The sequence below is a fragment of the Stutzerimonas stutzeri genome (genome assembly GCF_000935215.1).
Classification (GTDB): Bacteria; Pseudomonadota; Gammaproteobacteria; order Pseudomonadales; family Pseudomonadaceae; genus Stutzerimonas.
On sequence record NZ_JXXD01000145.1, the window covers coordinates 1 to 5,978 of the forward strand.

General features: G+C 60.1%; 7 protein-coding genes. 4 read left to right on the forward strand and 3 right to left on the reverse strand.

Annotated features, from left to right (window positions below):
• Positions 1 to 35: 35 nt before the first annotated feature.
• Positions 36 to 1,220, reverse strand: coding sequence for a thiolase family protein (locus tag LO50_RS15670; protein WP_044315583.1), 1,185 nt, complete (start codon positions 1,218 to 1,220; stop codon positions 36 to 38).
• A gap of 296 nt (positions 1,221 to 1,516) precedes the next feature.
• Positions 1,517 to 3,016: a polyphosphate:AMP phosphotransferase gene (gene pap / locus LO50_RS15675; protein WP_044315584.1), complete on the reverse strand. Its 1,500-nt coding sequence runs from the start codon at positions 3,014 to 3,016 to the stop codon at positions 1,517 to 1,519.
• Positions 3,017 to 3,306: 290 nt separating this feature from the next.
• On the opposite strand from pap, the gene LO50_RS15680 reads away from it, so the two are divergent.
• The 4 genes from LO50_RS15680 to LO50_RS15695 all read left to right on the forward strand — a co-directional run bounded on the left by LO50_RS15680 (position 3,307) and on the right by LO50_RS15695 (position 5,477).
• Positions 3,307 to 4,044, forward strand: a complete 738-nt coding sequence (locus LO50_RS15680) for a 4'-phosphopantetheinyl transferase family protein (protein WP_044315585.1) — start codon at positions 3,307 to 3,309, stop codon at positions 4,042 to 4,044.
• Positions 4,045 to 4,228: 184 nt separating this feature from the next.
• Positions 4,229 to 4,636, forward strand: a complete 408-nt coding sequence (locus LO50_RS15685; RefSeq protein WP_003280557.1) for a PA2817 family protein — start codon at positions 4,229 to 4,231, stop codon at positions 4,634 to 4,636.
• An 83-nt stretch (positions 4,637 to 4,719) separates the two neighbouring features.
• Positions 4,720 to 5,142 (forward strand): nucleotidyltransferase substrate binding protein, encoded by a 423-nt coding sequence (locus LO50_RS15690; protein ID WP_003280555.1) that lies wholly within the window; start codon positions 4,720 to 4,722, stop codon positions 5,140 to 5,142.
• Positions 5,139 to 5,477, forward strand: a complete 339-nt coding sequence (locus LO50_RS15695; protein WP_003280554.1) for a nucleotidyltransferase domain-containing protein — start codon at positions 5,139 to 5,141, stop codon at positions 5,475 to 5,477. The genes LO50_RS15690 and LO50_RS15695 overlap by 4 nt, the downstream gene beginning before the upstream one ends.
• A gap of 76 nt (positions 5,478 to 5,553) precedes the next feature.
• Here LO50_RS15695 and LO50_RS15700 read toward each other — a convergent pair.
• On the reverse strand, positions 5,554 to 5,978 hold a 425-nt coding region (locus LO50_RS15700), incomplete at its 5' end, for a polysaccharide biosynthesis protein (RefSeq protein ID WP_161794493.1).

The following is a 5,978-nucleotide window of genomic DNA, read 5'->3' on the forward strand; positions in this document are numbered from 1 at the left end:
TAGCAGGCCCGTCTCAAGACGATATCACCAAGCTGTTAGCGCGCCGCTTCGAACAGACCGGCAGCTCCCATGCCACCGCCGACACACATGGTCACCACGCCATAACGCAGGTTGCGCCGCTGCAGCTCACGGACGATATGCCCGGCGGTGCGCGAACCGGTCATGCCGAACGGGTGCCCGATCGAGATCGATCCGCCATTGACGTTGTACTTCTCGTTGTCGATGCCAAGCGTGTCGCGGCAATACAGACATTGCGATGCAAAGGCCTCGTTGAGTTCCCACAGGTCGATGTCGTCGATCTGCAGCCCCTTGGCCTTGAGCAGACGCGGCACGGCGTATACCGGCCCGATGCCCATCTCTTCCGGCTCACAGCCTGCCACGGTGAAACCACGGAAAAAGGCGCGCGGCTTGAGGCCAAGTTCGATGGCCTTGTCCAGGCTCATCACCAGCGTCATGGACGCGCCATCGGACAGCTGCGAGGCATTACCGGCGGTGACCGAGCCGTCTTCAGCGAACACGGGCTTGAGTCCGGCCAGGCTTTCCAGCGTGGTGTCAGGACGGTTGCAATCATCCCCCTCGACCACACCCTGATGCACGGTGCGCTCGCCGGTGTTCTTGTCCTCGGTGTAGTACTGGACATTCATCGGCACGATTTCATCACTGAACAGCCCATCGGCCTGCGCACGCGCAGTACGCTGCTGGCTCTGCAGCGAGTAGAGGTCCTGCTGCTCGCGAGTCACGTTGTAACGACGTGCCACCAGTTCGGCCGTCTGCCCCATGGTGTGGTAGATGCCCGGCACACGCTCCTGGATGATCGGGTTGAACAGGTGATCAGTGTTGCGGCTCTTCAGGGTCAGGGTGATCGACTCCGCCCCGCCGGCGACGATGATATCGCTGCAACCCGAAGCGATCTGGTTGGCCGCCACGGCGATGGCCTGCAGGCCCGATGAACAGTAGCGATTGAGCGTCATGCCGGCGCAGCCAATGCCCAAACGGGACAGCACCGCGACGTTGCGACCGATGTTGTAGCCCTGCGCACCCTCATTGGAGCCAGCACCGACGATGCAATCCTCAACCAGCGCGGGGTCAATATCGTTGCGCGACAGCAACGCATCAACGCAATGCGCGGCCATGTCGTCAGGACGGGTCATGTTGAACTTGCCACGGAAGGACTTGGCCAGGCCGGTCCGTACGCTATCGACGATCACTACTTCACGCATGACATACCTCGGAGACTAGGAGCGGTCGCGGGGATATTGTGACGGCGCTGCGCGCACGGATTGTTCCACGACCGCAGGGTGGACGGTGACCCGAGCATAGTTCCCGCTTCGCAGCGCTGGCGACGACCATTCAGCTCGGATATGCACGGCCATCGCCTTGCTGGCCGGATAGCGCGCTTGGGCAGGCTTTTCAGGCTCGTAGATAGGGTGCGATTCGCGCGACCAATCATGCGGCGGCTCCCCGGCCACAGGACACCGTCGACTCCGTAAGCAACAGCCTGGCAACCCCGCCCCGGTTAACGTCCCTTCTCGATCGCCGCCTCCAGCGCTTCATTCAACGTCCGCAGCACCTTGACCCTGGCGAAGCGCTTGTCGTTGGCCTCTACCAACGTCCAGGGTGCGATTTCGGTACTGGTGCGGTCGACCATATCGGCTACAGCATGTCCGTAGTCGTCCCAGCGCTCGCGGTTGCGCCAGTCCTCATCGGTGATCTTGAAGCGCTTGAAGACCGTCTCCTCGCGCTCCTTGAAACGCTTGAGCTGGGTTTTCTTGTCGATGGTCAGCCAGAACTTCACCACCACGATGTCGGCATCGACCAGTTGCTCTTCGAAGTCGTTGATTTCCGAATAGGCACGCAACCACTCATCCGGGGTGCAGAAACCTTCCACCCGCTCGACCAGTACGCGGCCATACCAGGAGCGATCGAATATGGTGAACTTGCCGCGCTCCGGCACATTGCGCCAGAAGCGCCAAAGCCAGGGCTGCGCGCGCTCTTCCTCGGAGGGCGCAGCGATCTGAATGGTCCGGTACATCCGCGGGTCCAGCGCGCCGGTCACGCGGCGAATCGCACTCCCCTTGCCCGCCGCATCATGCCCCTCGAACAACGCCAGCACGCCCCGCTTGCGCAGACGGCGATCCCGCAACAACTGCGACAACCGCGCCTGCTCCTCGGCGAGCTGCTGCTGGTAGTCGTCCTTGGTGAGCTTCTGGCTCAGATCCAGGCTGTCCAACAGGCTCAAATGATCCAGGTCGATCTGCAGTGGCGCCGAATGCGGCTGCGACGCCGCCTGCCCTGGCTGCTCCGCGGCGGCCAGGGCGGCCTGCAGACCTTCGAGCAAAATGCGGCCGACGGTCAGGCTGCGATAACGCTCGTCCGCACCCTCGATCACATACCAGGGCGCAAAATCCCGGCTGCTGAGCCGCAGGATCTTCTCACCGTGGCGCACGAACTTGTCGTAAGTCTTCGACTGTTGCCAATCCAACGGGCTGATGCGCCAGCTGTGCAGCGGGTCATTCTTCAGCGAATCGAGCCGGGCGTTCATACGCTCCTTGGACAGATGGAACCAGAACTTGAAGATCAGCGCGCCCTCGTCACAGAGCATCCGCTCCAGGCGCTGCGCCCGCGCGGTGGCGAGTTTCAGCTCGGCACCATCGATGCGCCCGTGCACACGGTCCTCGAGCATCTTGCTGTACCAGTTGCCGAAGAAAATCCCGGTGTGGCCCTTCGGCGGCAGGCGTCGCCAGAAACGCCATGCCGGTGGATGCGCGAGCTCTTCGTCGCTGGGCACATCAAAGCTGTCGACACGTATCAGCCGCGGATCCATCCACTCGTTGAGCAGCTTGATGGTTTCCCCTTTGCCGGCGCCCTCGATGCCATTGATCAGTATGAGGACCGGGAACCGCGCCTGGGCCTTGAGCCGGTACTGCGCCTGCAGCAACGCTTCACGCAACTCTGGCACCGCCGCATCGTAGGTCTCCTTGTCGATGGAGTGACCAATTTCGGCTGATTCGAACATCGCTTTCTCCGTCCAGGTGATGCGCTCAACCCTAGCAGGCACCCTGAAGGCATAGCGAGCAGCGCGTGAAAAAATAACCGCAGCCTTGATACGGGTTATCCCACCTGAAGCGGGGCTGCAGCCGTTTGCGACGATGGCGTGTGCAGTTGGTTGGCGCGCCTCTCCCTGTGGACTGTTACCGATGCCGGCGAAACAGCGCGAGGAGCAACGGGTAATCCGCCAGGCGAAGTACGGCGCGTCCGCCGCAGCGCGATCACATCCAATACCTGCCTTGAGGCAGAATAGCGACCATGAACGATCTGCCTTCCTACCCGCGCTGCTGCACGCCACTCACCGACCACTGGCCGCTACCGCAAGCCTTGGCGGGTGTCAGCCTGATGAGCACACGCTTCGACCCGGCATTGCTCGATCCCGAGGATTTTAGTCGCTGGGAGATTCCCGCACAGAAAGGCGTCAGCAAGCGGCAGACCGAGTTTCTCGCTGGACGCTTGTGCGCTCGGGAGGCCCTGCGAGGCCTGACCGGCACTGCATTCGTGCCGCCAGTGGGTGAAGACCGCGCACCGCAATGGCCGGCCGGCATCGTTGGTTCCATTACCCACGGCGCAGGCTGGGCAGGCGTCGTGGTGGGTTCCAGTCAGCAATGGAGCGGACTGGGACTGGATATCGAGCGCATTCTTGCCCCCGAACGAGCTGACCGCCTGGCCGCCGAAATCCTCACACCCCGTGAACTGGAACTCTACTCTCCGCTAAACGAAGACGAGCGCGCCGAACTGGTTACCCGAACCTTCTCGTTAAAGGAAAGCCTGTTCAAAGCACTGTATCCGCTGGTGAAGCAACGCTTCTACTTCCAGGATGCCGAAGTGCTGGACGCCACTCATCAAGGGGCTGCGCGCCTGCGTTTGTTGATCGATCTATCCGCAAACTGGCGTAACGGCATCGAGCTTGGCGGCCAGTTCACTACCTTCGAAGGCTACCTGCTCAGTTTGGTCAGCATTCCAGCGCTGCCCGGCGAGATCGAGCCAAGCTAGTACGTCGCGCTGTCGGCAAAGCGATAGAAGACCCCTTTTTTCAGCGCTGGCAAGCCGACGAGCCAACCATCGCCTCATCCGAAAAACCGAACCTGCGAGCCATAAGCGAGTCAACCAGACACCCCAATTCACCGGCGCGCACGCCTATAATCGCGCCTTTCAGAAAATCGACACAGGTGAACACATGGCCAATCCCTACCACGATCACAACCTGGCCCTGCTGGCCCATCTACGCGGCATCCTGCTCGCCATGGGCGAGGCCGAACAAGTCTCGGAAGAAAGCCACGCACTGTTTCTCGAACGCTTCGACGAACTGATCATGAACCTGCAGAACGTCCCGGAAGAGCGCCACATGGGCCAGGACCTGATCTGCCAGGTCTTCCACCGATATCCCCAGATCGCCCACCTGGTTCCGCGCGATTTACTGTGGTACTTCGGCGGCGACTGCCTGCACTTCATGCCGGATGACGAGATTGCCGTCTTCCAGCAACTCGAAGAGCGCCGCTACGAAGCCGAGCAGAACGACGAACCGTTCGACTGGAACCGTGAAAAGCAGCTATTGAGCATGCAGGACGAGGGTGCACGGCACTGATCTCTGCGCTTCCCAGCCGTATGAACCTGCTGCTTCCGTGCTGTAATAAACATCAAGCGTCACCACGATGAAGGAATAGATGGATGAGTAACATCGATGTGCGCTGGCAGCAGCGGCTAAGCAATTTTCGCCGAGCGCTCACTCAATTGGACGAAGCAATTGAACTCATGCAGCGGCGCGAGTTATCCCGGCTCGAAAAGCAAGGAGTCATTCAGGCCTTTGAATACTCGTACGAACTCGGCTGGAATACCCTGAAAGACTTTCTCGTGTGGCAAGGCATAGAAGGTATCGTCGGTTCTCGCGACACGATACGGGAGGGATTTAGCAAGGGTTTGATCGAGGACGGGCACGGCTGGATGCAGATGCTCACAGATCGTAACCGCACCTCGCACACCTACAACGAGGAAACCGCCGAAGCCATCCTCGAGAATATAAGAAAGCAACATCACTCATTGTTAAAGGCCCTAGTGAAAACTCTGGCAGACCGGGCGGATGCTACGTTATGACCGGGACTAGCACTGGGCTTAGGGAGCTGGACATCCAGCTCATTCACAATGTACTTCGACAATACCCAAAGGTAACCGAAGCGATTCTTTACGGCTCACGAGCCAAAGGAAATTATCGCCCCGGCTCCGATATTGATCTTACCCTCAGAGGCGACCAGCTCTCACATAGTGATTTGCTTGATATAGAACAGTCAGTGGATGATCTGCTTTTACCCTACAAAATTGATCTTTCCTTGCTCCGCCAAATTGACAACCCGGAACTGATCAAACATATCGAGCGCGTTGGGCAGTCGTTCTATCGGAACACGGCGGGGAGCAGCCAAGCCGCGCGCTAAACATTAGCGGCTTGATGTGTGATGGCCCGCGGCCCGCGGCGGCCCGAACGCTAAAAGAGCCAGATCAAGTACTGTACTACTCCGGCTCTACCCGCCGCTGCTGGTAGATCCAGTCGACGATCTCCCCCTCCGGCACATACCCGCTCACCACTTCACGAAGCAGCTGCCGCACCTGGGGGTAATCATCGGTTTCCACCGCCTTGAGCAGTTTTGCCAACCGGTCCTTGAGTACATCCCAGTCGAGATATTCCTCATCGGCGCGCATGATCATCGGATGCTCGGTGGGGCTCACGTTGTCGCCGATCAATAGCTCCTCGTACAGCTTCTCGCCGGGGCGCAGACCGGTGTACTCGATAGCGATGTCCCCGTGCGGGCACTTTTCCGAGCGCACGCTCAGGCCAGACAGATGAATGAGTTTCTCGGCCAGCTCAGCGATCTTAACCGGCTGCCCCATGTCGAGCACAAACACGTCCCCCCCCTGCCCCATCGACCCCGCCTGGA

Excerpts from the sequence above, each read along its gene's own strand:
- LO50_RS15670 (WP_044315583.1), bottom strand. The coding sequence starts at position 1,220 with ATGCGTGAAGTAGTGATCGTCGATAGCGTACGGACCGGCCTGGCCAAG.
- pap (WP_044315584.1), bottom strand. The coding sequence starts at position 3,016 with ATGTTCGAATCAGCCGAAATTGGTCACTCCATCGACAAGGAGACCTAC.
- LO50_RS15680 (WP_044315585.1), top strand. The coding sequence starts at position 3,307 with ATGAACGATCTGCCTTCCTACCCGCGCTGCTGCACGCCACTCACCGAC.
- LO50_RS15685 (WP_003280557.1), top strand. The coding sequence starts at position 4,229 with ATGGCCAATCCCTACCACGATCACAACCTGGCCCTGCTGGCCCATCTA.
- LO50_RS15690 (WP_003280555.1), top strand. The coding sequence starts at position 4,720 with ATGAGTAACATCGATGTGCGCTGGCAGCAGCGGCTAAGCAATTTTCGC.
- LO50_RS15695 (WP_003280554.1), top strand. The coding sequence starts at position 5,139 with ATGACCGGGACTAGCACTGGGCTTAGGGAGCTGGACATCCAGCTCATT.